Origin of the sequence: Citrobacter sp. ANG330 (genome assembly GCF_047467925.1) — a bacterium.
Lineage (GTDB): Bacteria > Pseudomonadota > Gammaproteobacteria > Enterobacterales > Enterobacteriaceae > Citrobacter_A > Citrobacter_A amalonaticus_G.
On the sequence record NZ_JASJUI010000010.1, the window covers coordinates 118,091 to 142,353 of the forward strand.

Genomic DNA, 24,263 nt, shown 5'->3' on the forward strand with positions numbered 1-24,263 from the left:
TTAGTTTCATTTGGGCAGTTTATAAACAACCGCGCGGTAGTATAAAGGCAAGCCAGACGCATTGATATACCCGCGAGAGCGACGGGTGATAAGGAGATCATCAGCAATGGCTTTCAGATTCTGGCAAGTCGGTCTGCACATTCAGCCACATGAAGCCCTGGCAGTTGCCGTCGTTCGCGGCGCGTCAGGTTGGTATCTACAGCGCTGGTGGCGTCTGCCGCTGGCGCAAGACACCATCAGCGACGGATATATTCACAACACCGGGAAGCTTATGGCAGTGTTACAACCGTGGAGTCGCGAACTGCCGCAGCGCCACCATATTCACCTCTCTTTTCCGGCGAGCCGGACGCGGCAAAAGCGCTTTCCCCGCCCGTCAATGTCACTTCGCGAGCACGAACAAACGGCCTGGCTGACAGGAGCGATGGCGCGTGAACTGGACATGGAACCGACTGCACTGCGTTTTGATTATCGTGAAGATGCGCTCGCCCCGGCCTATACGGTTACCGCCGCCCAGGACAAAGAGATTTCAGAGCTGCTGACGCTGGCGAAAACACTCGGCGTGAACGTCACGGCGATCACGCCGGATGCCTGCGCATTGCAGCGTCTGCTGCCTTTTCTTTCCCCGGAACAGACCTGCCTGGCGTGGTGCGATGACACGCAGTGGTTGTGGGCGACGCGTAACGACTGGGGCCGAAAATCGCTGGCAGAGGTAACTCATCTTCATCACCTGGCTGCTGCGCTTTCCCTCAGGACCGAAGAGGTGGCGCTCTGCACAAAAGAAGGTTTTGATCCCTGGCAGGCGGTTGCTATCCGTCACCCCCCCATCCCCATGGAGGGACATACGTTCGCCGTTGCACTGGGGCTGGCGCTGGGGGGAATGCACTGATGCAATCCCCTGTCAATTTTTTGCCCTGGCGGCAACAGCGACGTAACGCGTGTGTGCGTTATTGGAGTGGGTTGTTCAGCGCATCCGCGATGATCGCGGTGGTGTCAATGCTGAGCGTATACGCTGCCCACCGTATTGATGGGCGGGTGGATGTGGTTTTACTGCAGGCGGAGCAGCAACTCGCCGCGACACTGGCGACAGCCAGGCCGCGCCTGGAGTCGCGTCAACGTCAGGCGCAGCAAACCATGCAACAAAACCAATTGTGGGAGCAGACCCGTCGCTGGCAGCCTGCGCTGGAAAGCCTTGCGGAGAGCTTACCCGCGCAGGCCTGGCTGACCAGCATGGACTACCAGCAGAATACGTTAGGGCTTAGTGGAAAAACGCTCACCTTTTCTGGGCTTCGCGCGCTGGAAGCTGCCTTGCGTGACTCGCCGGTGTTTGAAATAAACCACACTGGCACCACCCAGAGGGATGCGCAGGGATACTGGCAGTTTCAGTATCAGCTGAAATGGAGAGAAGCGCATGACCGTCCTCTTTGACGCCTGGTGTGCCTTCTCGCCGCGTACCCGCGTTCTCTGTTGGGGATGTTGGTTGGTTGTGCTGAGTACGCTCGCAACCTGTTTTTTGCTCTTCCCGGGAAGGGGGAGCGATGAGGCGCTTAATCAGCAACGAGCGGCGAACCGCCAGCTCAGGCCAACGTTGTATCGCCTCTCCGGCGCACTGACAGAGCCGCAGCTCTCACCGGTATCGCAAACGCCACCGTTTTCTCCCCTCTCGATTCAGGAGCCTGATGTGCAGTTACTGCACTGGCAGCCGTCGGTGCAGGGCGGCGAACTCGCGGTAAAGGCGCCGTGGGAGGCAATGGTGTCGTTATTCGGATATCTGGCGACGCGAGGCATGGCCGTGAGTGGATTCTCGCTGAAGATGGAAAACAACGAACAGGTATTGACGCTTACTCTGGAGTCCTTCCATGAAGGGTAGGAACGCAGTACTGGTGATCCTTTCCTTGTTGATGCTGACCGGCATGCGCGATCCGTTTCGCCCGCCGGACGATCGCTGTCATGGCGCAGAGCTGACCCAATGGAAGTACCAGGGGATGGTGAGCAGAGGGGAACGAAACATCGGGCTGCTGCAGGACGGGCAGCATCACTGGCGGCGTGTCGAGCAACATGAGGTTCTGGATAACGGCTGGACTATTGTGCAACTCACTGCCCTGATGCTAACCGTGAGGACAGGAAAAGAGTGTGACCCGCCCCAGTGGCACTGGCAAAGACAAGGAGATGTGAATGAAGCAATGGATACTGGTGATGATAATCGCCGTTCTGCTACCGGTTCAGGCCGGAAAAAACCAGAACGTGACGCTGGTGGTGGATGACGTCCCCGTCACGCAGGTGCTTCAGGCGCTGGCTGAACAGGAACGAAAAAATCTGGTGGTGTCACCAGACGTCAGCGGCGTGGTATCGCTACATCTGACGGATGTTCCCTGGAAACAGGCGCTCCAGACGGTGGCGAAGAGCGCCGGACTGATATTACGTCAGGAAGGGTCGATTTTGCATGTGCATTCTGAGAGCTGGCAGAGCGAAGAGACGGCGCGCCAGGAGGCAGAGGTTGCAAGACGGCAGGCGAACTTACCACTGGAGAATCGGCATATTGCCCTGCATTACGCCGATGCTACGGAACTGGCGAATGCAGGAGGCAAACTGCTTAGCGCGAAAGGCAGTCTCACGGTGGACAAGCGCACCAATCGACTGCTGGTCAGGGATAACCCGCCGACGCTGGCGCTCGTGGAACAGTGGGTGACGCAAATGGATCTTCCGATAGAACAGGTCGAACTGGCGGCGCATATCGTCACCATTAATAAAAAAAGTCTACGTGAGCTGGGGGTGAAATGGACGCTGGCAGAGGCTGAGAAGACCGGGGCTGTGGGGCAAGTAACGACAATTGCCAGCGATCTTTCAGTCGCAAATGCGACCACTCGCGTCGGGTTTAATATTGGTCGTATTAATGGCCGATTGCTGGATCTGGAGTTGTCTGCGCTGGAACAACAGCAGCAGCTCGATATTATCGCCAGTCCGCGTCTGCTGGCTTCTCACCTGCAGCCTGCCAGTATCAAACAGGGCAGCGAGATCCCCTATCAGGTTTCCAGCGGTGAAAGCGGTGCGACGTCGGTGGAATTTAAAGAAGCTGTGCTGGGGATGGAGGTCACCCCGACGGTATTGCCGAAGGGGCGGATCCGCCTGAAGCTGCGCATCAGCCAGAACATGCCGGGACAGATGCTGCAACAGGCAGACGGCGAGGTGCTGGCTATCGATAAGCAAGAAATTGAAACTCAGGTTGAAGTGAAAAGTGGAGAGACGCTGGCGCTGGGCGGTATTTTTTCAAACAAGAACAAATCCGGTAAAGACAGTATTCCGCTGTTAGGCGATATCCCCTGGTTTGGACAACTCTTTCGCCATGATGGGAAAGAAAACGATCGCCGCGAGCTGGTGGTATTTATTACGCCCAGATTGGTCTCGACAGAATGATTTATGCATGAAACACCGTTGTTTTTGCACTTAACTCGTTTCAGGGATTTGACGTACGCAGCTATTTAGCATACAAGGAGTACCGATTTGAGAGTCGGTACTTCTCATCGCCGTCCGGCAACGCCGACTCGGGTTTTGCCTACAATCTGGTTTGATGATTTATTCAGTTGCCAAACCCGCTTGAGTATTGAGATAATTTTCAGTCTGACTCTCGCAATATCTTATGAGGTTTCAGTTCATGTCCTGCTACGCTCAGTGTCTGCGACGCGGGTTTATCATTAACGAATAGTCTTAGTAGTACCGAAAAAATGGCAGAGAAACGCAATATCTTTCTGGTTGGGCCTATGGGTGCCGGAAAAAGCACTATTGGGCGCCAGTTAGCTCAACAACTCAATATGGAATTTTACGATTCTGATCAAGAGATTGAGAAACGAACCGGAGCTGATGTGGGCTGGGTCTTCGACGTAGAAGGTGAAGACGGCTTCCGCGATCGTGAAGAGAAAGTCATCAACGAATTGACGGAAAAACAGGGTATTGTGCTGGCTACCGGTGGTGGCTCTGTAAAATCGCGTGAAACCCGTAATCGTCTTTCCGCGCGTGGCGTCGTGGTCTATCTCGAAACGACCATCGAAAAACAACTTGCGCGTACGCAGCGCGATAAAAAACGTCCGCTGTTGCAGGTAGAAGCGCCGCCTCGTGAAGTTCTGGAAGCGTTGGCCGACGAACGCAATCCGCTGTATGAAGAGATTGCCGACGTAACCATTCGTACCGATGATCAGAGCGCCAAAGTCGTTGCAAACCAGATTATCCATATGCTGGAAAGCAACTGATTCTGGCTTAATACACACTCGGTAAGCGGGTATAAGTCATTAAGGTGGATGTCGCGTCATGGAGAGGATTACCGTCACTCTCGGGGAACGTAGTTACCCTATCACCATCGCGGCTGGTTTGTTTAACGAACCAGCTTCATTCTTACCGCTGAAATCGGGCGAACAGGTTATGTTGGTCACCAACGAAACCCTGGCTCCCCTTTATCTTGATAAGATTCGCAGCGTACTTGAACATGCGGGTGTGAACGTTGATAGCGTCATCCTACCTGACGGCGAGCAGTATAAAAGCCTGACGGTGCTGGATACGGTATTCACCGCCTTGCTGCAAAAACCGCATGGTCGTGATACGACGCTGGTCGCGCTTGGCGGCGGCGTCATTGGCGACCTGACCGGTTTTGCCGCGGCCAGCTATCAGCGCGGTGTGCGCTTCATCCAGGTCCCGACGACGCTATTGTCGCAGGTTGACTCCTCCGTTGGCGGTAAAACCGCTGTAAACCATCCCCTTGGCAAAAACATGATCGGCGCGTTTTATCAGCCGGCCTCCGTAGTGATAGATCTCGACTGTCTGAAAACACTGCCTGCCCGCGAACTGGCGTCCGGTCTGGCGGAAGTGATCAAGTACGGCATTATCCTTGATGGCGAATTCTTTAGCTGGCTGGAAGAGAATCTGGATGCGTTACTGCGTCTGGACGGACCGGCAATGTCCTGGTGTATTCGTCGTTGTTGTGAGCTGAAAGCCGAAGTTGTTGCCGCAGACGAGCGCGAAACCGGCTTACGTGCTTTACTGAATCTTGGGCATACGTACGGTCATGCCATTGAAGCTGAAATGGGTTATGGCAATTGGTTACATGGTGAAGCGGTCGCAGCGGGTATGGTAATGGCGGCACGCACGTCGGAACGTCTGGGGCAGTTCGCGCCAGAAGAGACGCAGCGCATCATCACATTACTCAAACGTGCCGGCTTGCCGGTTCACGGACCGCGCGAGATGTCAGCACAGGCTTACCTGCCGCACATGTTGCGTGATAAAAAAGTGTTGGCGGGGGAAATGCGCTTAGTCCTTCCGCTGGCAATAGGGAAAAGTGAAGTCCGCGGCGGAGTGTCGCATGAGGTAGTTCTTAACGCGATTGCTGATTGCCAGCAGGCGTAACAACAAGAAAGGTCGGACTGATACGGCTCACGTATCGGCCATTTAGATTCAGGTTAGTTGCAACGTCGTAAGCATTAGCCTTTGAGTGGGGTGTTAAATGGATGAATTCAAACCAGAAGACGAGCTGAAACCCGATCCCAGCGATCGTCGTACTGGTCGTTCTCGTCAATCTTCAGAACGCGGTGAACCGCAGATTAACTTTGATGATGTTGATCTGGACGCTGACGATCGCCGTCCTGCGCGCGGGCGTAAAGAACGCCTTGATGAGCAAGAGAGGGAAGAAGATTACGAATCCGATGATGAAGAGTTCGTGGATGAAGAACGCGTAGAGCGTCGTCCGCGTAAGCGTAAAAAAGCCGCCGCTAAACCCGCTTCCCGTCAGTACATGATGATGGGGGTAGGCGTTTTGGTTCTGCTGCTGCTGATCATCGGTATTGGTTCTGCGCTGAAAGCGCCTTCCACCCCGTCTTCAAGTGAACAAACGGCGTCTGGCGAAAAGAATATCGATCTCACCGGCGATGCCGCTGACCAGGCAAACGGCGCCCAACCGGCACCAGGAAGCACTTCCGCTGAACAGACCGCGGGCAACACGCAGCAAGATGTTTCTCTGCCGCCAATCTCCTCCACGCCGACGCAGGGTCAAACGCCTGCGACCGCAGAGGGCCAGCAGCGCGTTGAAGTACAGGGCGATCTGAATAACGCGCTGACGCAACCGCAAGGTCAGGAACAGCTAAATAATGTGGCGGTAAACTCTACGCTGCCGACTGAACCGGCAACTGTTGCGCCCGTTCGTAATGGTACTGCGTCAAGCCAGACAGCGACGGCGCCCGCCGCCAGCGCCCAGCGCCCTGAACGTAAACAGGCTGTGATTGAGCCGAAGAAACCGCAGACGACTGCGAAAGCGACGCCTGCGGAACCGAAGCAGACGGCTCAGCCTAAACGGACTGAACCGGCAGCGCCTGCTGCCACCGCGGCACCGAAAGCGACCGCCAGCGCTGCACCGTCACAGAAGACAGCGCCGGCGCAAACGGCAGCACCTGCTCAAACTGCGCCAGCGGCAAGTAGCGCTGCGGGAGGAAAAAGCGCCGGTAACGTCGGATCGCTGAAATCCGCACCGTCCAGTCATTACACCCTGCAGCTCAGCAGTTCTTCTAACTACGACAACCTGAACGGTTGGGCGAAGAAAGAGAATCTGAAAAACTATGTGGTGTATCAGACGACGCGTAACGGTCAACCGTGGTATGTTCTGGTGTCCGGCGTGTATGCCTCGAAAGAAGATGCGAAACGCGCGGTTTCCACGTTGCCAGCCGATGTGCAGGCAAAAAATCCGTGGGCCAAACCGTTGCATCAGGTACAGGCCGATCTGAAATAATGTTAAAGCGCAGGATGCTGTCGGAGCTTTCTCCACAGCCGGAGAAGGTGTAATTAGTTAGTCAGCATGAAAAAAAATCGCGCTTTTCTGAAGTGGGCAGGGGGAAAATATCCCCTGCTTGACGACATCAAACGGCATTTACCGCAGGGTGAATGCCTGGTCGAACCCTTTGTGGGTGCAGGGTCGGTGTTTCTTAACACCGACTTTTCTCGTTATATTCTTGCCGATATCAACAGCGACCTCATCAGTCTCTATAAGATCGTAAAGAGCCGTACCGACGAGTACGTGCAGGCTTCTCGGGAGTTATTTAACCCGCAGACCAATCAGGCCGAGGCTTACTATCAATTCCGTGAAGAGTTCAACGCCAGCCAGGATCCTTTCCGTCGTGCGGTCCTGTTCCTGTATCTGAACCGATATGGTTACAACGGTCTGTGCCGGTATAATCTGCGTGGCGAATTTAACGTGCCGTTTGGTCGTTATAAAAAGCCTTACTTCCCGGAAGCTGAGTTGTATCACTTTGCGGAAAAAGCGCAGAATGCGGAATTCCATTGCCTCTCATATGATGAGTGCATGGAGCAAGCGGATGCGAACTCGGTTGTCTATTGCGATCCGCCTTACGCCCCGCTGTCAGCAACGGCGAATTTCACCGCGTATCATACCAACAGCTTCAGCCCGAAAGAGCAGGCCCATCTGGCTAAAATGGCCGAAAAGCTGGTCAGTAAGCAGATCCCGGTGTTAATTTCGAACCATGACACGCCGGATACCCGCGAATGGTACAAAGCGGCGGAACATTTTCAGGTCAAAGTGCGGCGCAGTATAAGCAGCAACGGCGGCACACGTAAAAAGGTGGACGAACTGCTGGCTCTGTACAAACCAGGAGTCGTTTCGCCCGCGAATAAATAATTCTCAAGGAGAAGCGGATGAAACAGTATTTGATTGCCCCCTCAATCCTGTCGGCTGATTTTGCTCGCCTGGGTGAGGACACCGCGAAAGCACTGGCTGCCGGTGGTGACGTCGTGCATTTTGACGTCATGGACAACCACTATGTACCGAATCTGACCATGGGTCCGATGGTACTGAAATCCCTGCGTAAATATGGCATTACAGCTCCCATCGATGTGCATCTGATGGTGAAACCGGTCGATCGAATCATCCCGGATTTCGCCGCCGCGGGCGCCAGCATCATTACCTTTCACCCGGAAGCCTCCGAACACGTTGACCGATCGCTGCAACTGATTAAAGAGCACGGCTGTAAAGCGGGGCTGGTCTTCAATCCGGCAACGCCGCTGAGCTATCTGGACTACGTCATGGATAAGCTGGATGTGATCCTGTTGATGTCTGTAAACCCAGGCTTTGGCGGTCAGTCCTTTATTCCGCAAACGCTGGATAAACTTCGCGAAGTGCGTCGTCGTATTGACGAGTCGGGTTACGACATTCGCCTCGAAGTGGATGGCGGCGTGAAGGCGAGCAACATTGCTGAAATCGCCGCCGCAGGAGCCGACATGTTTGTCGCCGGTTCCGCCGTCTTCGATCAGCCAGACTATAAAAAAGTTATTGATGACATGCGCAGCGAACTGGCAAAGGTAAGTCATGGATAAATTGCAGGATATTCGGGGCGTTGCCTTCGACCTCGACGGAACGCTGGTGGACAGCGCGCCGGGACTGAGTGCCGCAGTGGACATGGCGCTGTATGCGCTGGAACTGCCGGTTGCCGGTGAAGAGCGCGTCATTACCTGGATTGGTAACGGTGCTGATGTATTGATGGAGCGTGCGTTAACCTGGTCTCGTCAGGAGCGCGCCACACTTCGTAAGACGATGGGCAAGCCGCCGGTCGATGAAGATATTCCCGCCGAGGAGCAGGTCCGTATTCTGCGTAAGCTGTTTGACCGCTACTACGGGGATGTGGCTGAAGAGGGGACATTTTTGTTCCCTGATGTCGCCGATACGCTGGGTGCGCTGCATGCCAAAGGGCTGCCGCTCGGACTGGTGACTAATAAGCCGACGCCGTTTGTTGCACCATTGCTCGACGCGCTGGATATCAGTAAATATTTCAGCGTCGTTATTGGCGGTGACGACGTCCAGAACAAAAAACCGCATCCGGATCCGCTGCTGCTGGTGGCAGGTAAGCTCGGCATTGCGCCAGAGCAATTGCTCTTCGTCGGGGATTCGCGTAATGATATTCAGGCGGCAAAAGCCGCTGGCTGCCCCTCTGTAGGCCTCACCTATGGCTACAACTATGGTGAACCGATCGCACTGAGCCAGCCGGACGTCATGTACGACCGCATCAATGAAATCTTGCCCGCTCTTGGGCTTTCGCATAGCAAAAATCAGGAATCGAAAAATGACTAAGCCCATCGTTTTTAGTGGCGCACAGCCCTCAGGTGAATTGACCATTGGCAACTACATGGGTGCGCTGCGTCAGTGGGTGAACATGCAGGATGACTACCATTGCATCTATTGCATCGTTGACCAGCATGCCATCACCGTTCGTCAGGATGCGCAGAAACTGCGTAAAGCGACGCTGGATACGCTGGCGCTCTATCTGGCATGTGGTATCGATCCTGAAAAAAGCACCATTTTCGTTCAGTCCCACGTACCTGAACATGCGCAATTAAGCTGGGCGCTGAACTGCTACACCTACTTTGGCGAGCTGAGCCGTATGACGCAGTTCAAAGATAAGTCAGCACGCTACGCCGAAAACATCAACGCCGGTCTGTTCGACTATCCGGTACTGATGGCGGCAGACATCCTGCTGTATCAGACCAACCTGGTGCCGGTGGGTGAAGACCAGAAACAGCATCTGGAACTGAGTCGCGATATCGCCCAGCGTTTCAACGCGTTATATGGTGATATCTTCAAAGTCCCTGAGCCGTTTATTCCTAAATCGGGTGCCCGCGTGATGTCGCTGCTGGAGCCGACGAAAAAGATGTCCAAGTCGGACGACAACCGCAACAACGTAATTGGCCTGCTGGAAGACCCGAAATCGGTGGTCAAGAAGATCAAACGCGCGGTTACCGATTCCGAAGAGCCGCCAGTAGTGCGCTACGACGTGCAGAACAAAGCGGGTGTCTCTAACCTGCTGGATATTCTCTCCGCTGTGACCGGGCAGAGCATTCCGGAACTGGAAAAACAGTTTGAAGGCAAAATGTATGGTCATCTGAAAGGCGAAGTTGCCGATGCGGTATCTGGCATGCTGACCGAGTTGCAGGAACGTTATCATCGCTTCCGTAATGACGAAGCCTTCCTGCAGCAGGTAATGAAAGACGGCGCGGAAAAAGCCGGCGCACACGCCTCTGCGACACTGAAAGCAGTTTATGAAGCGATTGGTTTTGTCGCTAAGCCGTAACAGCTGAAAAAATAAAACCGGGAAGATGTTTTCCCGGTTTTATTGTCCGTCATATCGGCTGCTGATTAATGGTTGGAATACCAGTTCAGCTTGTCGCGCAGTCCGACGACCCGACCCACGATGATCAGCGCAGGGCTTGCAACCTGTGTCGCCAGTTCGCCGAGATTATTCAGTTCACCTTTGACTACCCGCTGTTTCACCGAAGTGCCGTTCTCAACCAGAGCGACCGGCATATCGGCCTGCATGCCAAACTCGATCAGTTTTTGCTGGATAGTTGCAGCCTGGTTCAGACCCATGTAGAACACCAGCGTCTGTTTTTCCGCTGCCAGGTTTTCCCAGTCCAGCTCGCCACCGGTTTTCAGGTGTCCGGTGACCAGACGTACGCTCTGGGCGTAGTCACGGTGAGTCAGCGGAATGCCAGAATAGGCGGAACAGCCGGAGGCTGCGGTAATTCCCGGCACCACGGAGAACGGAATACCGGCATGGCACAGTGTTTCCAGCTCCTCACCACCACGACCAAAGATAAACGGGTCACCGCCTTTCAGACGGACGACACGCTTGCCTTGTTGCGCTTCGCGCAGCAGGATTTGGTTAATTTCTTCTTGTGGAACGCAGTGATAGCCCGCACGCTTACCCACAAACACGCGGTCAGCATCACGGCGCACAAGGTTCATGATGTCGTCAGAAACCAGACGGTCATAGACCACCACGTCGGCCTGTTGGATTTGCTGCAACCCTTTCAGCGTCAGAAGTCCGGCATCGCCTGGACCCGCGCCCACCAGCACGACTTCGCCACGATGATCAAGGGGTTCGCTGAGCAACTGTTCTGTGATCTCTTCCACCGCTTTGTCGTCGTCGTTAGCCAGCGACTGCGCCAGTCTGTCATTTACAAAAAGCTTTTCCCAGAAGCGGCGGCGTTCGCCCATCGTGGCAAACTGCTGTTTCACCCGTGACCGAAGTTTTCCGGCATACTGCGCGACCTGCCCCAGATGCTGAGGCAGCAGGGATTCCAGCTTTTCACGCAGTAGGCGGGCCAGCACCGGCGAGGTACCGCCCGAAGAGACGGCAACCATCAGCGGGGAGCGGTCGATAATCGACGGCATGATGAAACTGGCGGCCTTCGGCGCATCCACGACGTTACAGAAGATGCGGCGGGATTCTGCAGCATCGCTCACGCGCTGATTCACCGCATCATCATCGGTCGCGGCAATCGCCAGCCAGCACGGATCGAGCAGCGCTTCGTCGAACGGCCCCTCAACCAGCGTTAACATGCCTTCATTTGCCCATACGGTGAACTGCGGAATAAACGCCAGTGCATTAACCGTTAAACGTGCGCCTGCGTCCAGCAGCAACCGCGCTTTGCGTTCTGCGACATCCCCACCGCCGACAATCAGACAGTCGCGGTCGCGTAGTTGACAAAATATAGGCAAATGATCCACGACATTACCCCTTAATTATTGGCTGTAGCCTCAAAATCTACCCATCAGGCTATCTTATTTGTCAGTTTGCCCCTGGGCAGTGCTCGCAATCCTCACGTACTACATGTACGTTCCGGTTGTTCCGCGCTGTCCGTGTTCAAACTGCCTGCACCGAATACGCCTACTGGGCAAGATTTTTAGTTTGGTTGATTTTTGCCGGAGCCGGTCTCTCCGATTTTGGCGTAGCATACCAATAACCTAATCCCATGAACACGACACCGGACAAAGTATTGCCCAGTGTTACCCATAGCAGGTTATGACCAATTCCTGCCAGGGTATAGGCTTCGCTGTGATGACCAAACCAGGAAAGCGCGAACAGCGTCATGTTGGCAACCGAATGCTCATAGCCGGAGGCGATAAACGCCAGCAGGCACCACCAGATAGCAATGAACTTCGCGGCGCCTTCAGTACGGATCGCCATCCAGATTGCGAGGCAGACCAGCCAGTTACACAACGCGCCTTTAAAGAACAACACCGTGGCGGGCGCTGTGGTTTTCGCCAGCGCCACCGAGTGCACGATGCTGGTATCAACCGGCAGCAGGCTTCCGCCGCCCCAACTGTAAAGCAATGCTACAAACACCGAACCGACCAGGTTGCCCAGCCAGGTTTGCGGCAAAATCGCCCACATCTGCCCGTGGCTGATGGTGCCTGCTTTTACGCCGAGCGTCAGGAACATGGTGTGACCGGTAAACAGTTCAGAACCGGCAATAATCACCAGCGTTAAGGCGATACCGAAGGTGGCGCCCATGACCAGCGGACGAACGGCTGGGTCGAGCAAATTACCGAGGGTAAAAATCAGGATGATGCCGAGGCCCACATAGGCCCCTGCCATTGCAGAACTGACCCAAAAACCGAGCGGGTTATTGGCCGACAGGCGGGCGATGCGTGCAGCGTTGGCCGCACACTTATTAATGGTGTCAGTAAACATTTGATTATCCTTGAAGTACAAAAAAAAAAGAAATCGTAACCGTAGGCCGGATAAGGCATTTATGCCGCCATCCGGCAATGTGCTTTTACAATTGCCTGATGGCGCTACGCTTATCAGGCCTACCAATAAAAGACCTGCAAATACGTCTAAAAAGGGAGGCGTTGCGCCTCCCTGAAATTCATTAACCACGCAATTGCACAATGCCGTCTTTCACCCGTGCTTCGTAGTGCGTCACGGAATGGCTTTCGTCCTCCATGCATAGTCCATCACGGAGGCGGAAGCGCTGCTTTTTCAGCGGGCTGGCAACCCACAGTTCACCCTCGTGTTCAGCAATCAGGCCGCGAGACAGCACGCTGGATTCAAAGAACGGGTCAATGTTGCTGATCGCAAACACCTGGTCGCTGTGATACGGACGGAAAATGGCGACCTGTTCCTCACCTAACAGCGCGCAGACGCCGGTTGCAGGCAGGATGTCATCAATGTGGCAGATATCTTTCCACTGGCTCATGCGTTTTCCTCCACCAGAGTGACCGGGATGCGTTCGTACGGCGTGGCCGGGCGATGCTGTTCACGTTCAGGCATCACCTGGACGTTCGGATCGCGTTTATCGCTGTTGATGAAGTGTCTGAAACGTGTCTGGGCAGACGGCGTGTTGACGGTTTCCGTCCATTCGCAGACCACGGCTTCGCGCAGACGCGCCATCTCTTCTTCCAGGTGTTCGTTCAGGCCCAGTTTGTCGTCGATGATGACGGAGCGCAGATACTCGATCCCGCCTTCCAGGTTGTCTAACCACGGAGCGGTACGAGTCAGTTTGTCCGCCGTACGAATGTAGAACATCATGAAACGGTCGAGATATTTGAGCAGCGTTTCGCGGTCAATATCCGCGGCCAGCAGATCCGCATGGCGAGGTTTCATCCCGCCGTTACCGCAGACATAAAGATTCCAGCCTTTTTCAGTGGCGATGATGCCGACGTCTTTGCCCTGAGCTTCCGCACATTCACGGGTACAACCGGAGACACCAAACTTCATCTTGTGCGGGGTACGAATGCCTTTATAACGATTTTCCAGTTCGACACCGAAGCCAACGCTGTCGTCCACGCCGTAACGACACCAGGTGCTGCCCACGCAGGTTTTCGCCATGCGCAGCGCTTTGGCATACGCATGGCCAGTTTCGAAGCCCGCTTCAATCAACTGACGCCAGATTTCCGGCAGGTCATCCTTCTGTGCGCCAAACAGGCCAATACGTTGAGAGCCGGTGATTTTGGTGTACAGGTTAAATTCACGGGCGATACGGCCCACGGCGACCAGCCCTTCCGGGGTGATTTCGCCGCCGGCGGAGCGAGGAATAACGGAATATGTGCCGTCTTTCTGGATGTTCGCCAGGAAGTTGTCGTTGGTATCCTGCAACGGGGTGTGCTGCGGTTTCAGAATGTATTCATTCCAGCAGGAGGCCAGCAGAGAGCCCACGGTGGGTTTACACACTTCGCAGCCGTAGCCTTTACCGTGTTTTGCCAGCAATTCTTCGAAGGTTTTGATGCCTTCCACGCGAATCAGGTGGAACAATTCCTGGCGCGAATAAGCAAAGTGCTCGCACAGGTTGTTGTTGACTTCGATACCCTGTTTCGCCAGTTCTGCGTTCAGCACCTGGGTAACCAGCGGGATACAGCCACCGCAGCCAGTACCGGCTTTGGTTTCAGCTTTCAGCGCGGCAACGGTATGGCAGCCTTTGTTGATGGCCGCGACCAGCATACCTTTCGTGACGTCGAAGCAGGAGCAAATCTGCGCGCTGTCCGGCAGTTTATCCACGCCGATAGACGGTTTACCGCTGCCAGCATGGGCGGGAAGGATCAGTGAATCCGGGTTTTCCGGCAGCTCGATCGCATTCAGTACCAGTTGCAGCAGGTTGCCGTAATCGCTGGTATCACCGACCAGCACCGCGCCGAGCAGGGTTTTGTTATCCTGGCTTACGATAAGCCGTTTGTAGACCTCTTTGCTTTCGTCGAGGTAAACGTAACTACGGGCCCCCGGCGTACGGCCATGCGCATCGCCAATCCCGCCGACGTCAACGCCCAGCAGTTTTAACTTGGCGCTCAGATCCGCGCCTTCAAAGGCATTTTCGGTTTCCAGAATATGGTCAACGGCGACCTGCGCCATTTTGTAGCCCGGCGCGACCAGACCGTAGACGCGATTATTCCAGCTGGCGCATTCTCCGATGGCGTAAATATCCGGGTCAGAGGTCTGACAGGTATCGTTAATCACGATACCACCGCGTGGCGCAACCTCCAGGCCACACTGAGTCGCCAGCTTGTCACGCGGGCGAATCCCGGTAGAGAAGACGATAAAGTCGACTTCCAGCTCGCTACCGTCAGCAAAACGCATGGTTTTACGAGCTTCTGTGCCTTGCTGGACGATCTCCTGGGTGTTTTTGCTGGTGTGCACGCGCACGCCCATGCTTTCAATCTTGCGACGCAACTGTTCGCCGCCCATCTGGTCAAGCTGCTCAGCCATCAGCATCGGGGCGAATTCAATCACGTGAGTTTCCACACCGAGGTTTTTCAGCGCGCCAGCCGCTTCCAGACCTAACAGACCACCGCCGACGACCGCACCGCGCTTGCTGCGACGAGCACAGGATTCAATCGCGTTGAGGTCTTCAATGGTGCGATAAACGAAGCAGTCCTGGGTTTCGGAGCCTTTAATCGGCGGGATCCACGGATAAGAGCCGGTCGCCATAATCAGCTTGTCGTAGTAAACCGTACGCCCTGCGCTGGAATGGATCACTTTTTCCTGGCGGTTGATGGTGATCGCGCGTTCGCCGACCAGCACCTTAACGCCGTGCTTCTCGTAAAATCCTTCGCGAACCAGAGACAGTTCTTCGGCGGTGTGGTGTGAGAAGTAGGATGACAGGTGCACACGGTCGTATGCCTTGCGGGGTTCTTCGCAGAAAACAGTAATATCAAAATTGGCAGCGTCGGATTTATCAAGAAGGTCCTCAATAAAGCGATGGCCGACCATACCATTACCGATAATAGCGAGTCTGACTTTGCTCATTTTTGCCTCGATTTCTTTTCTATTACTGCCTACCTTAACGATTCAGCAACCCCACTTATTGATGCAAATCAAATTCACCTTTATATACCTCTTAATGGGTATATTACTGATTTGTCAGTATTTTCTTAAGTTGAGGAAATATCAGACTTTTCGCGATTGTATGAATAACGTACAAATTGAGGGGTTTTTAGATGGAAAAGACTACCACTTAAGATTGGCTGGCCTACATCGTTTGGGGAAGGGATGAGAAACGAGAAATGAGAAATGCCGGATAAGACGCAACGCGTCACCATCCGGCAAATAACATTACTGTTTTGCTGCTACATCATGCTGGCGATGACGGGTCACAAAACCGAGGATAAAGCACATCAAGAAGACAATGGCATACAGGCCATTCGCGGTAAGCAGCGCGGCCTGAGGACCGCTGTGCGCCACAATAGGCCCGGTGACGACAAATGTCAGCATGGTGCCGATGGTGCCGCAGGTCAGAACGAAGTTAACCAGCTTCGGTGAGGCGATTTTGGTTTGCTGAGATCCCAGGGTGATGATGGTGGTATAGATGGCGCTGGAGAAGAAGCCAAGCGCCAGAATAAACCATGGCATATGTTCCGGCGTACCGGTGATGAACAGATACATCAGTACGGTCGCCAGCGCGGCGAGCACGGTCAGAATGCGCTGCAAATCAAAGAAACGCAGAATGAAACTGAAGGCCCACATCCCGAACATGTACGACATCCAGAAATTGCTGACCAGCGTACCGGCATCATTCAGGCTCATCCCCAGCCCTTTCGCATACTCGGGGACCCAGGAGATAAAACCCAACTGACCGAGGATGTAACACAGCGCAGCAACAGACAGAAACAGGACGCCGATGCCCCATTTCTCTTTCACGACTGGCGTATCGCTTTGCGGCGCGTGTTTGCCCAGCGGCGGGAATTCACAACCGAAGGTCAGAAGAAAAATCGCAACATAGACCAGGCCGATGCAGGCGTACACCCAGTACCATTCGATGCTGCGCGCCAACAGGAACGCGGCGACCATCGGGAAAACCATCCCAGCCATGCTGAAGAAGGAATCGGTAAACAGCAGACGGGAGCCGCGCTGACGACCTTCATACATCTGCGTAATCAGGAACGTACCAATCGACATAGTGATGCCGCTGACCAGCCCCAGCACAAACATTGCGACAGAGAATAAAGCCAGGCTGTGGCTGAACATCAGACCGGCGACAGCCAGCACCATCAGGATAAAGCCAAAGCGCAATTGCGTTTTCAGCGGAACGATTTCCATCAGCCAGGCATTAAGAAAAATGGAGATCAAGATACCGGCGTTCAGGAAGGTGAAGGTGTTACTCATACTGGAAACGGGCAGCTGGAAATAGTCTGCGATGTTTCCCATCACCATCCCGGTGACAATCACTAACGCACCGGTGAGGGCGTAGGAGAGAAAGCTGATCCATGTGAGCTTGATACGATTGCTGTTAGTCATGACTGGCCTGTAAATGGAAGTAAAGCGCATTGACGGCGCCGGGAACGGGCGGATTTTAGGCTTTTTAGTGATGTATTTAAACTTTTATTGGAAATAACAGAGGCTGTTACATTTTTAAAAGTGATAGAAATCACAATAATTAATGCTTTGATGAAGTTACATATGTTTCAGGTACGTAAAATTAGGTAAAGGGATGGCCTTGTCCCTGAAGGCTCTTTAGAATCAAACCACTGGCTTTTGTTACCGCTCTCCTAAAGGAAATCTCATGCTCAAATCGACCCTGGCGGCTGTTGCAGCTGTTTTCGCCCTTTCTGCTCTCTCTCCCGCAGCGCTGGCAGCAAAAGGGGATCCGCACGTTTTGCTGACAACCTCTGCAGGTAATATCGAACTGGAACTGAATAGCCAGAAAGCGCCGGTTTCAGTGCAAAACTTTGTCGATTATGTAAACAGTGGTTTCTATAACAACACGACGTTTCACCGCGTGATCCCAGGCTTTATGGTCCAGGGCGGCGGCTTCACCGAGCAGATGCAGCAGAAGAAACCCAATCCACCGATTAAAAACGAAGCCGACAACGGCTTGCGTAACACGCGCGGCACCATCGCGATGGCGCGTACCGCGGATAAAGACAGCGCGACCAGCCAGTTCTTTATTAACGTAGCGGATAATGCTTTCCTCGATCACGGCCAGCGTGACTTCGGCTATGCCGTATTTGGTAAAGTGGTGAAAGGGATGGATGTGGCCGATAAGATCTCTCAGGTGCCGACTCATGATGTCGGCCCTTATCAGAATGTGCCGTCAAAACCAGTGGTTATCCTCTCCGCAAAAGTGCTGCCGTAATCCTTCTCACGCGGGCATTGCAGGCCCGCGTCGCTTTATCCTCCCTGCGTAACCGCGTTTTGCTGCTTATACTTGGCAGACATGGATCTATCAGGGAGGCGTACAGTGAAAAAACTCACCGACAGGCAAAAGTCCCGACTCTGGGAGCAGCAGCGAAACGTGAATTTCCAGGCCAGTCGCCGTCTTGAAGGCGTCGAGAGCCCATTGATCACGCTGAATGCAGAAGAGGCGCTGGTGCGTCTTGAAGAACTCCGGAGGCACTATGAGCGCTAAAATCGGCGATGACCGCGATCCGTATCTCTACCCCGGACTGAACGTGATGCGTAACCGCCTGGGGATCCACCAGGTTGAGCGTCTGGCGCAGGCCGCTTATGAGCTGACTGCGCTACGTGCGGCGACCATCGAACTCGGCCCGGCGAAGCGCGGCTTGCCCCATCTGTGCGCGATTCATCGTCAGCTTTATCAGGACGTTTTTGACTGGGCGGGTCATCTGCGTGAAGTCGACATCTATCAGGGGGATACCCGCTTCTGCCATTTCGCTTACATCGAAAAAGAGGGCAATGCCCTGATGCAGGATCTGGAAGAAGAAAACTACCTGATGGGATTACCGAAAGAGAAATTCATCAATCGCCTTGCGCATTATTACTGTGAGATCAACGTGCTGCATCCGTTTCGTCTCGGCAGCGGCATGGCGCAGCGGATTTTCTTCGAACAACTGGCTATCCATGCCGGTTATCTGCTGCACTGGGGAGACATCGCGGCAAAGGAGTGGAACCAGGCGAATCAGGAAGGGGCGATGGGTGACCTTAGCGCATTGCAGGCGATATTTCGTAAAGGGGTAAGCGAAGCCGAGGAAACTGAGTAGAATAGCGCGGTTTTCCTCGACCGGAGCCGCCATGATCCTGCTTATCGACAACTACGATTCTTTCACCTGGAACCTCTACCAGTATTTTTGTGAGCTGGGCGCTGATGTGCAGGTTAAGCGCAATGATGAGTTGACGCTGTCGCAGATCGATGCGCTACAGCCGCAAAAAATCGTCATCTCGCCCGGCCCCTGCACCCCGGATGACGCCGGAATTTCGCTGGATGTCATTCGCCACTATGCCGGACATATGCCGATACTGGGTGTTTGTCTGGGGCATCAGGCGATGGCGCAGGCTTTTGGCGCAACGATCGTACGCGCCGCAAAAGTGATGCACGGAAAAACCTCGCCCATCCGTCATACCGGGAAGGGCGTTTTCCAGGGATTAGCAAACCCGCTTACCGTCACCCGTTATCATTCTTTGGTTATCGAATCCACTACGCTTCCTGATTGCTTTGAAGTGACCGCCTGGAGCGAAACACAGGAAATTATGGGGATTCGCCATAAAGCGTGGGATCTGGAAGGGGTGCAGTTCCACCCGGAAAGTATTCTCAGCGAACAGGGACATCAACTGCTGGCAAATTTCCTCAACCGGTGATTTGTGGTTGCTATCTAGTGATTTTTTATGCATATTTTGTGATTATATTTTCACATTCATTTTTGCATAACTGGATGGGCATGAGATGGCAACTGAACAAACGGCAGTAACCCGCGCAACTTTTGATGAAGTTATTCTGCCGATTTATGCACCGGCGGAGTTTATTCCGGTGAAAGGTCAGGGCAGTCGGGTCTGGGATCAGCAGGGCAAAGACTATGTTGATTTCGCGGGCGGGATTGCGGTGACCGCGCTGGGACACTGCCATCCTGCGCTGGTGGCGGCGCTGAAAACTCAGGGTGAAACGCTCTGGCATACCAGTAATGTCTTCACCAACGAACCCGCGCTGCGTCTGGGTCGTAAGATTATCGACGCGACGTTTGCTGAGCGTGTGCTGTTTATGAACTCCGGGACAGAAGCCAACGAAACGGCGTTCAAGCTGGCGCGTCACTATGCCTGTGTACGCCATAGCCCCTTCAAAACCAAAATTATTGCCTTTCATAATGCGTTTCACGGACGCTCGTTGTTTACCGTCACAGTGGGCGGTCAGCCGAAATATTCCGATGGCTTTGGGCCGAAACCGGCCGATATCATCCATGTACCGTTTAACGATCTCCATGCGGTGAAAGCGGTGATGGACGATCACACCTGCGCGGTGGTGGTTGAGCCGGTACAGGGAGAAGGCGGCGTTCTGGCCGCCACGCCAGAGTTCCTGCAAGGGTTGCGCGAGCTCTGCGACGAGCATCAGGCACTGCTGGTGTTTGATGAAGTGCAAAGCGGCATGGGACGTACGGGTGAGCTGTTTGCCTATATGCACTACGGCGTGACGCCGGATATCCTCACCAGTGCGAAAGCACTGGGCGGCGGCTTCCCGGTGAGCGCGGTATTGACGACGCAAGAGATCGCCTCGGCATTTCATGTCGGTTCTCATGGTTCAACCTACGGCGGTAATCCGCTGGCCTGCGCGGTGGCGGAAGCCGCGTTCGACATCATCAACACGCCAGAGGTTCTGGGAGGCGTGAATGCAAAGCGCCAAAAATTTGTCCAGCATCTACAGCAGATTAACGAACAATTCCATGTGTTTAGCGATATTCGCGGTATGGGCCTGTTGATCGGGGCGGAGTTGCTGCCGCAATACAAAGGGCGCGCGCGCGATTTCCTCTATGCGGCAGCCGATGCCGGCGTGATGGTATTGAATGCGGGCCCGGATGTGATGCGCTTTGCCCCGTCGCTGGTGGTGGAAGAAGCGGATATCGACGAAGGGATGCAGCGTTTTGCACAGGCTGTTGCCAGGGTTGTTGGTTAACGATTTGCCTGATGGCGCTGCGCTTATCCTGCCTTCATCGATAACGCGCGTATCCGGCAATCCATGTTAACCCCGCATATCCCGTAACCGGCGGCTGAGCCAGATCCCATGGTGCGGCCGCTGACGCCATGCGACAGACGAGATAGTGTGCATCGTGTTCAGGTGCCCCAGCACGCGTTGCAGATGCTGTTCAAGCGTGCTTAAGGGCCCGTGGGTGAGCGCTTCGGGCGCCTCCAGAATATTTACATCTCCGGAACTGCCCGGCCCGTCGTACTCCAGTCGTTGCTGACAGCGTTGGATGGCAATTTCGCACGATTGCAGATATCGCTGCGCCAGTTCCGGCGTCAGCATCGTATGTTCACGCGCCAATGTCGTCATGGCGTTAATGTGTTCAACAATAAACTGACTGTGCGTCACCCACAGCTTCATATCCGCCAGATAGTGCGTGTTGAAGCCCGGCTCCTGCATCGCCTGATTCAGTGAGTTAAACAGTGTGTTGTGCGCCTGGTTGACTCGCATACGCTGATAAGCCAGCGGTGTAGCCTGCGGATCGTCGCTCAGAATCAGACGAATAGCTTCCTGATCGGCCTCCAGCGCATCGTGGGCGTTTTTACGCAGTAGCCCGCTCTGCCATTGTGGCCATAGCCAGACGGTGCCGCCAAATGCAATCAGGCAGCCTATCACCGTGTCGACAAACCGGGGGATAATAAACTGCTCGCCGTCCAGCGTCAGTAGCTGCAGGGTATATACCGCCGTGACGGTAAATCCCACCGTCGCCCAGCCGTAGTTTTTACGGATAGTCAGATAGCTGACCAGGGTGATCACCAGCATCAGGGCCAGCGTATATCCTTCAGGAATATGAAAGTGCAGCGTCACGCCTGCAATAATCAGCCCCACCAGCGTACCCGCCGAACGGTGCAGAATACGCACGCGGGTGGCGCCATAACCGTTCTGCGTGACAAACAGCACGGTCATCAGGATCCAGTACGGTTTCGGCAGGTGTAACGCGGTTCCCATCAGACTGGCGATGCTGAGCATGACGCTGATACGCCCGGCGTTGCGTAGCGCTGGTGATTTCAGGGAAAGGTAGTTTTTCAACGCAGGAAGCAACGGAAGACGGCGCTGTTTGTCAGCCATCAGATCGCGGGCGTAAAGTGGTCGTTGAGTGCGCAGCACCCGGGCGATACGGCTGAAGTGCCAGTAACAGAACTGCCCGACGGGGTTATCCGGATGCTGATGAGCAATTTTTTCCAGCGCGCCAATCTGCTTTTGCATAGAGAAACGGGTCGGCAGTCGGTGATACAGAATGTCATCCGCCAGTACCCGCAACCGCGCGGCGACGGTTTGCGCCGTCCAGCGAATCACCTGCTCAGCGTGGCTGCGTTCGACCAGCTTTTGCACCTCTTCCGGCTGGTGCAGACTCACTGAGATATGTTCCTGTAAATCCAGCGCTTCCTGAAAGGCGCGCAGCATTCGTTTGTAGTCATTGTTGTGATGCGCCGACAGCATATGCATCTGCTGATAACACTGGGTGATGAGGTCGACGGCTTTTTGCTGGCGGACCAGCAGCGGCGGTAGCGTTTTTTCCGGATCGGTGTGCTGAGTCAGCATACTGTATTTGGCTTCGCAGTAATCCGCCAGTTCCCGGTACAGTAGGCTTAGCGACTCGCGCAGCGGTTGCTCGCGCCACAGCCAGAACCAGAACCAGTTAAATAAGCCATACCACAGCGTGCCCAGCGCGTAGATCAGCAACGGTTCCCAGACCGGCATATTTCCTGCCAGGCTCAGCGTAAAAATAGCGGCAATCAGCGAGGCGGGCAGCAGGCGGGCATGCAGTGAACTCAGTTCCGCGGTGACGCCGAGAATCAATGTGAGTCCGGTCAGGATCAGCGGCAACGGGATCGCCTGCGCCAGTAGCAGCTGCATAATCAGGCTGCATCCGGCAAACAGCGACGCGCCAATCACCAGGCGTTTGAAAAAGCGTTTGTGCGGTGTATCAAGCCCGGCAATGTTGCAGCAGGCGGGAACGAGAGAGAAGAGCAAACCCAGATGCAACTGCCCGATGATCAGGCCGACGGCCACGGGCAAACAGAGCACCAGCGTTTGACGTAGTGCATAGTTGATTTCTGGGTGATAAATCAGTCTGCGCCACATTGGCAAAACAAAAATGACGCACTACCGGGTAGCGCGCCATTTCCGATGAGATTAACGAGTGCCGTAAACGACGATCGTTTTACCGTGAGCGGAGATCAGGTTCTGATCTTCCAGCATCTTCAGGATACGACCAACGGTTTCGCGAGAACAGCCAACGATCTGGCCAATCTCCTGGCGAGTGATTTTGATCTGCATGCCGTCCGGGTGAGTCATTGCATCAGGCTGTTTCGCCAGATTCAGCAGCGTCTGGGCGATACGACCGGTCACATCGAGGAAGGCCAGGTTACCGACTTTCTCTGAAGTGACTTGCAGGCGGCGAGCCATTTGAGAAGACAGGCGCATCAGAATATCCGGGTTCACCTGGATCAACTGGCGGAATTTCTTGTAGGAAATTTCAGCCACTTCACACGCTGTTTTCGCCCGAACCCATGCGCTACGTTCCTGGCCTTCTTCAAACAGGCCCAGTTCGCCAATGAAATCACCCTGATTCAGATAAGAAAGGATCATTTCTTTCCCTTCCTCATCTTTAATCAACACTGCCACTGAGCCCTTAACGATGTAGTACAACGTTTCCGCTTTTTCACCCTGGTGAATCAGCGTGCTCTTGGACGGGTACTTATGAATATGGCAATGAGACAAGAACCATTCGAGTGTCGGGTCTGTTTGCGGTTTGCCAAGCACCATGCGCGATTATCCTCTGTTATAAGCTGTCTCCAGAGCCAAAAAATCCGCTGTCTCTGGGGTTGCAAAAATGTGCTTCCCGCGTCCTGGGAAGAGACTGTCAAAAACGAACTGCAGCCTTTAATGTGAAGTCCTCTGCATACATGCAGTACGTCAATGTATTACTGTAGCATCCTGACTGTTTTAGCATAGCTTTAGCCGTGTGTCTCCTGGTGTCTCGCTTCAGCATGACGCAGGTCGCCTTCCGTTGCGAGAATTGTTATGTACGCGTAATCTGTCAGGAAAATTAACGCACTGGAGTTAAAAAATATGCAAGCGCGTGTTAAATGGGTTGAGGGGTTAACCTTCCTGGGTGAGTCCGCTTCCGGGCATCAGATTCTGATGGACGGTAACTCTGGTGATAAAGCACCGAGCCCGATGGAAATGGTGTTGATGGCGGCTGGCGGTTGCAGCGCCATTGACGTGGTTTCTATCCTGCAAAAAGGCCGTCAGGATGTGACGAACTGCGAAGTGAAATTGACTTCAGAACGTCGGGAAGAGGCGCCACGCCTGTTCACTCACATCAACCTGCACTTTATTGTCACCGGCCACGATCTGAAGGATGCCGCCGTTGCGCGGGCGGTCGATCTGTCGGCAGAGAAGTATTGCTCTGTGGCGTTGATGCTGGGAAAAGCGGTTAACATTACCCATTCGTACGAAGTGATTGCTGCCTGATGATCATTGCCTGATGGCGCTGCGCTTATCAGGCCTACTCCTGTCGTAGGCCCGGTAAGCGCAGC

General features: G+C 54.3%; 25 protein-coding genes. 18 read left to right on the forward strand and 7 right to left on the reverse strand.

The genetic code is table 11. The annotated features are described in order from the left end of the window. Positions 1-106 precede the first annotated feature (106 nt). The 12 genes from QNN88_RS19140 to trpS all read left to right on the forward strand — a co-directional run bounded on the left by QNN88_RS19140 (position 107) and on the right by trpS (position 10,106). A complete protein-coding gene (locus QNN88_RS19140) occupies positions 107-886 on the forward strand; it encodes a type II secretion system protein GspL (RefSeq protein WP_414241604.1) in 780 nt (259 codons plus the stop codon). Continuing rightward, positions 886-1,425: a PilN domain-containing protein gene (locus QNN88_RS19145; protein WP_414241605.1), complete on the forward strand. Its 540-nt coding sequence runs from the start codon at positions 886-888 to the stop codon at positions 1,423-1,425. Before QNN88_RS19140 ends, QNN88_RS19145 begins: the two co-directional genes overlap by 1 nt. Beyond that, the gene (locus QNN88_RS19150; RefSeq protein WP_414241606.1) at positions 1,409-1,867 is read left to right on the forward strand and encodes a DNA utilization protein HofO; all 459 of its coding nucleotides are present in this window, start codon (positions 1,409-1,411) and stop codon (positions 1,865-1,867) included. The genes QNN88_RS19145 and QNN88_RS19150 overlap by 17 nt, the downstream gene beginning before the upstream one ends. Beyond that, positions 1,857-2,261: a HofP DNA utilization family protein gene (locus tag QNN88_RS19155; protein ID WP_414241607.1), complete on the forward strand. Its 405-nt coding sequence runs from the start codon at positions 1,857-1,859 to the stop codon at positions 2,259-2,261. The genes QNN88_RS19150 and QNN88_RS19155 overlap by 11 nt, the downstream gene beginning before the upstream one ends. Next, positions 2,173-3,411 (forward strand): DNA uptake porin HofQ, encoded by a 1,239-nt coding sequence (gene hofQ, locus QNN88_RS19160; protein WP_414241608.1) that lies wholly within the window; start codon positions 2,173-2,175, stop codon positions 3,409-3,411. The genes QNN88_RS19155 and hofQ overlap by 89 nt, the downstream gene beginning before the upstream one ends. 308 nt (positions 3,412-3,719) lie before the next feature. After that, complete coding sequence (aroK, locus tag QNN88_RS19165) at positions 3,720-4,241, forward strand: shikimate kinase AroK (protein WP_042322869.1); 522 nt, start codon at positions 3,720-3,722, stop codon at positions 4,239-4,241. 58 nt (positions 4,242-4,299) lie between these two features. Continuing rightward, positions 4,300-5,388, forward strand: coding sequence for a 3-dehydroquinate synthase (gene aroB / locus QNN88_RS19170; protein WP_414241609.1), 1,089 nt, complete (start codon positions 4,300-4,302; stop codon positions 5,386-5,388). Between the two features lie 97 nt (positions 5,389-5,485). After that, on the forward strand, positions 5,486-6,760 hold the full coding sequence (gene damX, locus QNN88_RS19175; RefSeq protein ID WP_414241610.1) for a cell division protein DamX: 1,275 nt from the start codon (positions 5,486-5,488) through the stop codon (positions 6,758-6,760). A gap of 66 nt (positions 6,761-6,826) precedes the next feature. After that, positions 6,827-7,663, forward strand: a complete 837-nt coding sequence (dam, locus tag QNN88_RS19180) for an adenine-specific DNA-methyltransferase (protein ID WP_414241611.1) — start codon at positions 6,827-6,829, stop codon at positions 7,661-7,663. Positions 7,664-7,680: 17 nt separating this feature from the next. Beyond that, on the forward strand, positions 7,681-8,358 hold the full coding sequence (gene rpe / locus QNN88_RS19185; protein WP_044263794.1) for a ribulose-phosphate 3-epimerase: 678 nt from the start codon (positions 7,681-7,683) through the stop codon (positions 8,356-8,358). Continuing rightward, positions 8,351-9,109 carry a phosphoglycolate phosphatase gene (gph, locus tag QNN88_RS19190; protein WP_414241612.1) on the forward strand — a complete coding sequence of 253 codons (759 nt, stop codon included), beginning with the start codon at positions 8,351-8,353 and terminating at the stop codon, positions 9,107-9,109. Before rpe ends, gph begins: the two co-directional genes overlap by 8 nt. Continuing rightward, positions 9,102-10,106 carry a tryptophan--tRNA ligase gene (gene trpS / locus QNN88_RS19195; protein WP_414241613.1) on the forward strand — a complete coding sequence of 335 codons (1,005 nt, stop codon included), beginning with the start codon at positions 9,102-9,104 and terminating at the stop codon, positions 10,104-10,106. Before gph ends, trpS begins: the two co-directional genes overlap by 8 nt. Positions 10,107-10,171: 65 nt before the next feature. Here the strand turns inward: trpS and cysG are convergent, their stop codons facing one another. The 5 genes from cysG to tsgA all read right to left on the reverse strand — a co-directional run bounded on the left by cysG (position 10,172) and on the right by tsgA (position 17,048). After that, entirely contained in the window at positions 10,172-11,545 is a 1,374-nt protein-coding gene (cysG, locus tag QNN88_RS19200; protein ID WP_414241614.1) for a siroheme synthase CysG, read from the reverse strand. A 160-nt stretch (positions 11,546-11,705) separates the two neighbouring features. Beyond that, positions 11,706-12,512, reverse strand: coding sequence for a nitrite transporter NirC (gene nirC, locus QNN88_RS19205; RefSeq protein ID WP_414241615.1), 807 nt, complete (start codon positions 12,510-12,512; stop codon positions 11,706-11,708). Between the two features lie 181 nt (positions 12,513-12,693). Continuing rightward, positions 12,694-13,020, reverse strand: coding sequence for a nitrite reductase small subunit NirD (gene nirD / locus QNN88_RS19210; protein ID WP_414241616.1), 327 nt, complete (start codon positions 13,018-13,020; stop codon positions 12,694-12,696). Beyond that, positions 13,017-15,560 carry an NADPH-nitrite reductase large subunit gene (nirB, locus tag QNN88_RS19215; protein ID WP_414241617.1) on the reverse strand — a complete coding sequence of 848 codons (2,544 nt, stop codon included), beginning with the start codon at positions 15,558-15,560 and terminating at the stop codon, positions 13,017-13,019. Before nirB ends, nirD begins: the two co-directional genes overlap by 4 nt. A gap of 306 nt (positions 15,561-15,866) precedes the next feature. Next, positions 15,867-17,048, reverse strand: coding sequence for an MFS transporter TsgA (gene tsgA / locus QNN88_RS19220; RefSeq protein ID WP_414241618.1), 1,182 nt, complete (start codon positions 17,046-17,048; stop codon positions 15,867-15,869). Positions 17,049-17,313: 265 nt separating this feature from the next. Between tsgA and ppiA the strand changes: the two genes are divergently transcribed. The 5 genes from ppiA (at position 17,314) to argD (ending at position 20,649) form a co-directional block, all read left to right on the forward strand. Next, a complete protein-coding gene (gene ppiA, locus QNN88_RS19225; protein WP_046491297.1) occupies positions 17,314-17,886 on the forward strand; it encodes a peptidylprolyl isomerase A in 573 nt (190 codons plus the stop codon). A gap of 105 nt (positions 17,887-17,991) precedes the next feature. Further along, complete coding sequence (locus QNN88_RS19230; protein WP_414241619.1) at positions 17,992-18,159, forward strand: YhfG family protein; 168 nt, start codon at positions 17,992-17,994, stop codon at positions 18,157-18,159. Beyond that, complete coding sequence (locus QNN88_RS19235) at positions 18,149-18,751, forward strand: putative adenosine monophosphate-protein transferase Fic (RefSeq protein WP_414241620.1); 603 nt, start codon at positions 18,149-18,151, stop codon at positions 18,749-18,751. Before QNN88_RS19230 ends, QNN88_RS19235 begins: the two co-directional genes overlap by 11 nt. Before the next feature lie 31 nt (positions 18,752-18,782). Then, positions 18,783-19,346, forward strand: coding sequence for an aminodeoxychorismate synthase component 2 (gene pabA, locus QNN88_RS19240; RefSeq protein WP_414241621.1), 564 nt, complete (start codon positions 18,783-18,785; stop codon positions 19,344-19,346). Positions 19,347-19,431: 85 nt separating this feature from the next. Further along, positions 19,432-20,649, forward strand: coding sequence for a bifunctional acetylornithine/succinyldiaminopimelate transaminase (argD, locus tag QNN88_RS19245; protein WP_414241622.1), 1,218 nt, complete (start codon positions 19,432-19,434; stop codon positions 20,647-20,649). 66 nt (positions 20,650-20,715) lie between these two features. Here the strand turns inward: argD and QNN88_RS19250 are convergent, their stop codons facing one another. Both QNN88_RS19250 and crp read right to left on the reverse strand, forming a co-directional pair. Next, positions 20,716-22,803, reverse strand: coding sequence for a YccS/YhfK family putative transporter (locus QNN88_RS19250; protein WP_414241623.1), 2,088 nt, complete (start codon positions 22,801-22,803; stop codon positions 20,716-20,718). A gap of 51 nt (positions 22,804-22,854) precedes the next feature. Beyond that, positions 22,855-23,487 carry a cAMP-activated global transcriptional regulator CRP gene (gene crp, locus QNN88_RS19255; RefSeq protein ID WP_000242758.1) on the reverse strand — a complete coding sequence of 211 codons (633 nt, stop codon included), beginning with the start codon at positions 23,485-23,487 and terminating at the stop codon, positions 22,855-22,857. Positions 23,488-23,793: 306 nt separating this feature from the next. Here crp and QNN88_RS19260 point away from each other — a divergent pair, with 306 nt between their 5' ends. Next, positions 23,794-24,198: an OsmC family protein gene (locus QNN88_RS19260; protein WP_414241624.1), complete on the forward strand. Its 405-nt coding sequence runs from the start codon at positions 23,794-23,796 to the stop codon at positions 24,196-24,198. The last annotated feature ends 65 nt before the right edge of the window (positions 24,199-24,263 follow it).

Excerpts from the sequence above, each read along its gene's own strand:
- argD (WP_414241622.1), top strand. The coding sequence starts at position 19,432 with ATGGCAACTGAACAAACGGCAGTAACCCGCGCAACTTTTGATGAAGTT.
- nirD (WP_414241616.1), bottom strand. The coding sequence starts at position 13,020 with ATGAGCCAGTGGAAAGATATCTGCCACATTGATGACATCCTGCCTGCA.
- QNN88_RS19250 (WP_414241623.1), bottom strand. The coding sequence starts at position 22,803 with ATGTGGCGCAGACTGATTTATCACCCAGAAATCAACTATGCACTACGT.
- aroK (WP_042322869.1), top strand. The coding sequence starts at position 3,720 with ATGGCAGAGAAACGCAATATCTTTCTGGTTGGGCCTATGGGTGCCGGA.
- nirB (WP_414241617.1), bottom strand. The coding sequence starts at position 15,560 with ATGAGCAAAGTCAGACTCGCTATTATCGGTAATGGTATGGTCGGCCAT.
- ppiA (WP_046491297.1), top strand. The coding sequence starts at position 17,314 with ATGCTCAAATCGACCCTGGCGGCTGTTGCAGCTGTTTTCGCCCTTTCT.
- QNN88_RS19260 (WP_414241624.1), top strand. The coding sequence starts at position 23,794 with ATGCAAGCGCGTGTTAAATGGGTTGAGGGGTTAACCTTCCTGGGTGAG.
- QNN88_RS19150 (WP_414241606.1), top strand. The coding sequence starts at position 1,409 with ATGACCGTCCTCTTTGACGCCTGGTGTGCCTTCTCGCCGCGTACCCGC.
- tsgA (WP_414241618.1), bottom strand. The coding sequence starts at position 17,048 with ATGACTAACAGCAATCGTATCAAGCTCACATGGATCAGCTTTCTCTCC.
- dam (WP_414241611.1), top strand. The coding sequence starts at position 6,827 with ATGAAAAAAAATCGCGCTTTTCTGAAGTGGGCAGGGGGAAAATATCCC.
- trpS (WP_414241613.1), top strand. The coding sequence starts at position 9,102 with ATGACTAAGCCCATCGTTTTTAGTGGCGCACAGCCCTCAGGTGAATTG.
- crp (WP_000242758.1), bottom strand. The coding sequence starts at position 23,487 with ATGGTGCTTGGCAAACCGCAAACAGACCCGACACTCGAATGGTTCTTG.
- damX (WP_414241610.1), top strand. The coding sequence starts at position 5,486 with ATGGATGAATTCAAACCAGAAGACGAGCTGAAACCCGATCCCAGCGAT.
- QNN88_RS19235 (WP_414241620.1), top strand. The coding sequence starts at position 18,149 with ATGAGCGCTAAAATCGGCGATGACCGCGATCCGTATCTCTACCCCGGA.
- hofQ (WP_414241608.1), top strand. The coding sequence starts at position 2,173 with ATGAAGCAATGGATACTGGTGATGATAATCGCCGTTCTGCTACCGGTT.
- rpe (WP_044263794.1), top strand. The coding sequence starts at position 7,681 with ATGAAACAGTATTTGATTGCCCCCTCAATCCTGTCGGCTGATTTTGCT.
- QNN88_RS19155 (WP_414241607.1), top strand. The coding sequence starts at position 1,857 with ATGAAGGGTAGGAACGCAGTACTGGTGATCCTTTCCTTGTTGATGCTG.
- nirC (WP_414241615.1), bottom strand. The coding sequence starts at position 12,512 with ATGTTTACTGACACCATTAATAAGTGTGCGGCCAACGCTGCACGCATC.
- aroB (WP_414241609.1), top strand. The coding sequence starts at position 4,300 with ATGGAGAGGATTACCGTCACTCTCGGGGAACGTAGTTACCCTATCACC.
- pabA (WP_414241621.1), top strand. The coding sequence starts at position 18,783 with ATGATCCTGCTTATCGACAACTACGATTCTTTCACCTGGAACCTCTAC.
- QNN88_RS19145 (WP_414241605.1), top strand. The coding sequence starts at position 886 with ATGCAATCCCCTGTCAATTTTTTGCCCTGGCGGCAACAGCGACGTAAC.
- gph (WP_414241612.1), top strand. The coding sequence starts at position 8,351 with ATGGATAAATTGCAGGATATTCGGGGCGTTGCCTTCGACCTCGACGGA.
- QNN88_RS19140 (WP_414241604.1), top strand. The coding sequence starts at position 107 with ATGGCTTTCAGATTCTGGCAAGTCGGTCTGCACATTCAGCCACATGAA.